Below are 3,059 nucleotides of genomic sequence, written 5' to 3'. Positions count from 1 at the left end.
CACACAAAAGTGGAAAACCAGTTCTGTGTGAGGAACAGTGGCCAACGACGCCGCAATCGCTCACACAAAACCTGGTGCGGTGGTGCGGTGGTGCGGTGGTGCGGTGGTGCGGTGGTGCGGTGGTAAGGGGGGGGGGGTGGGGGTTGCGAGCCGAGGGCCGAAACCCGAAAGAAATCTAGAGTTCGTGGAACGCCACGCCGATCGTGCCCCGACCCCCGTGGGTGCCGATCACTGGGCCGATTTCGCCGATGACGATGTCGCCGTCGTAGTGCGGGGTGAGCATGTCGACGAACATGTCGACGTCGCTGCAGTCGGCGTGGAGTACGGCCAGGTTCTCGAGCTTGCCATCGAAGCTTTTTACCTTGTCGACAAGGTACTTGAGCGCCTTCGTCCGGGTGCGCTGTTTGCCCGCTTCTTCGACGATGCCACCTGCGACTTCGATGATTGGCTTGATCGACAGGGCAGTGGCGAGCATCGCCTTCGCGTTGCCGACGCGGCCACCCTTCTTCAAGTTCTCGAGCGTGTCGAGTGCACCAAACACCCGGGTGCGCTGGGCGAGGTCGGTGGCAAGTGCTTCGATGTCCTCGATCGATCCGCCGGCGCGTCCGGCGCGTGCACAGGCGAGAGCAATGGTGCCGAGGCCGAGGGTAACGGTGCGGCTGTCGACGACGCGGACGTCGAAGTCGATCGAATCATCGCTGGCGATGGAACGTGCAGCGAGTTCTGCGCTCTGCAGAGTGGCCGAGAGGGCGCCTGACAGTGAGACAACAAGCACACCGGCCGCACCTTCGTCTTTGAGCCGTCGGTACGCGGTCTCGAACTGGCCGGGTGCGGGTGCTGCGGTTTCAGGCAGCGTGTCTGATCCGGCGCACCGGCTCCAGAACTCGGCGACCGTGAGTTCTTCGCGGTCGATCAACTCTTCGTCGCCGAAGCGGATGCTGAGCGGCACGATCACGATGCCGAGTTCGTCGGCGATTTCCTGGGGCAGGTCACACGAGCTGTCGGTGACGATACGAACGATGTTTGTTGGCGCGCTCACGAAGAAGAAAGGTTAGTGGCCTGGGCGTCAGCATCTTCGCCAGTAGTACCGTCACCAGCATCTTGATTGGCACCGCGCCGTTTGCGCCAGTTCGCGAACCACCAGGTGCCCAGCATGATGATGAATGCTCCCGTGAGTACTTGGCCGAGCCCAGTGAGTGCATTCACGCGTGACGTCAATACCACTGGTTCACCAAGTGGGTCGCCGAGTGGGGTGAGTAATGCGACGCTGACGGCTGAGGTTCCGTTTGAGCGAGCTCGGACCGGCACCCGGATGTCTGTGCTGTCGTTCGGGCGCAGGGTGATCAACTGATCGTTGTCCGGAAAGGTGAGTTTCGACGACGACATCTGCAAGATGACGGTGAGCGGTTCGTTGCTGGTGTTCCCGAGCCGAATAGTGATCGCGTCGGCGTTGCCCGTCAGCGTGAAGGTGAACGGATCGGGCAGGACGACAGCGGTCCGAATACGACTGGCTTCTTCGAGTACTTCGTCGATCTGGGCGTTGGCCGCGCTGTCGTCGACCGATGTCGAGACGAGGCGATCGAGTGCCTCGAACCAATCAGCGGTCCGTCCGCCGTTGGCCGCCAGCATCGATCCGACGCTGGTCAGCGACAGCTTGGCGTCGTTGATGCGCTGCAGCCGTGCAGTGAGATCTGGTCCTGCGACGTCTGGGAACGTGATGTCGCTTGACTGGAGTCGTTGTACGTCAGTCGAGCCGATCAGCGTCGACGGTGCAGCAAAACGAAGGTCGGGTGTCAGCTCGGCGATGTCGGCGAGCGCGTTGATGAGTCGCGGATCGGGTGCAGTGAGGTCAGGCCCGGCGAGGAGCCGCGTCCGGCGGACGTTGCGGCCGTTTTCTCGGTGGTCGAGAACCAACTCGGTGGCCATCCGCACGGCCCATTCGACGGCTGTCTGTTCAGCGAGAACGGCGTCGCCAACTTCTGTGGTCAACGATGCACCGAGTGGGTCGACCAGCAGGACCGGCATGATGCGGCCGTCGGGAAGCGGGAGCTCGACAAGCCGGTCTGTGTCGGGAATGTTTTCAGAAATAGTTGTTGCGTACAGCTCAGGCGTCATCACCACGTACCGGACGCCGAGATCGCGAAGCAGCTGTGCACCGCCACTGCTGAGCGGTGTCGAAGCAATCCACACGACGCGAGTCGGTGTCTGACGCAAGACGTCGGTGACGATTTCTTCGCCAGCGTTCAAGGCCCGGGTGAAGACGTCGGGGACGCCTGCTGCGACGGCTGATGACACGTCAAGCTCGACGTCGGTGTGGGTGGTGATCTCGTCGTTGTCGAACGCCGCCGCGGCCGCTTCCGGATCGGCAAGCGCGGAGACCGCACCAGGTGGCACGGCAGCGAGGATGGGAGGAGTGAGCTGTGCAGCGACGCCGACGAGGGTGACGATTTCATCCTGCGTGGCCTGTGCGTCGGTCAGTGACCCATTGGACCGGCTGACTTCTGCGACCAAGCCCAGTGTGACGGGTTCGGCTGGACGTTGGGTCTCATTACTGCCCGGCTGGCGTTCGATGATTGTGCCGTGAGTGGCGACGAGGTCGTCGTCGATCAGGAGCTGCATTCGTATCGGTGTGAATCCAGGGTCTGGGAACTCGAGGCTGTCTGGCCCGCTTAGCACCTCGTCGCCGCCGGTGTCGGTCGGTATGTCGAGGGTGAGGATCGCTTCGGTGGGCGTGACGACTTTGATGTTGTTGCGAGCGTCGGCGAACCGGACGCCATCGATGTTGTTGCGGAACGCGCCCGGCTGCGCACCTTGGCCGAGAATCTGATCGAAGACGGAGCTGTCAACACTGGTGATGGGTTCGAAGTTGGCGATGTCGACGGTCAGCTCGGGGACGGGCGCAACAGTGGTGGTGGTCGTTGTCGTTGGCGATGTAGTGGTGGCTGGTCTGGTGGTCTCGGGTGGCGTCGCTGGGTCGATTGGGCCAGCGTTCACCGGACTGGTCGCCGGCATCGTGCTGGTTGTCGTGCTGGTTGTCGTGCTGGTTGTCGTGCTGGTTG

The 3,059-nt window shown here is 62.6% G+C and carries 1 protein-coding gene and 1 pseudogene; both read right to left on the bottom strand.

The window, feature by feature from the left end; translation table 11 throughout:
* Positions 1 to 175: 175 nt before the first annotated feature.
* Positions 176 to 1,039 carry a DegV family protein gene (locus tag ACH2EI_RS11165; protein WP_395155458.1) on the bottom strand — a complete coding sequence of 288 codons (864 nt, stop codon included), beginning with the start codon at positions 1,037 to 1,039 and terminating at the stop codon, positions 176 to 178.
* A pseudogene (locus ACH2EI_RS11160) lies at positions 1,036 to 3,059 on the bottom strand (hypothetical protein); the annotation flags it as partial. The pseudogene ACH2EI_RS11160 and the gene ACH2EI_RS11165, both read right to left, overlap by 4 nt.

Source organism: Ilumatobacter sp. (assembly GCF_041688325.1).
Classification (GTDB): Bacteria; Actinomycetota; Acidimicrobiia; order Acidimicrobiales; family Ilumatobacteraceae; genus Ilumatobacter_A.
The sequence above is the reverse complement of the archived record's forward strand: the minus strand, read 5'-3'. Positions and strand labels throughout refer to the sequence as shown.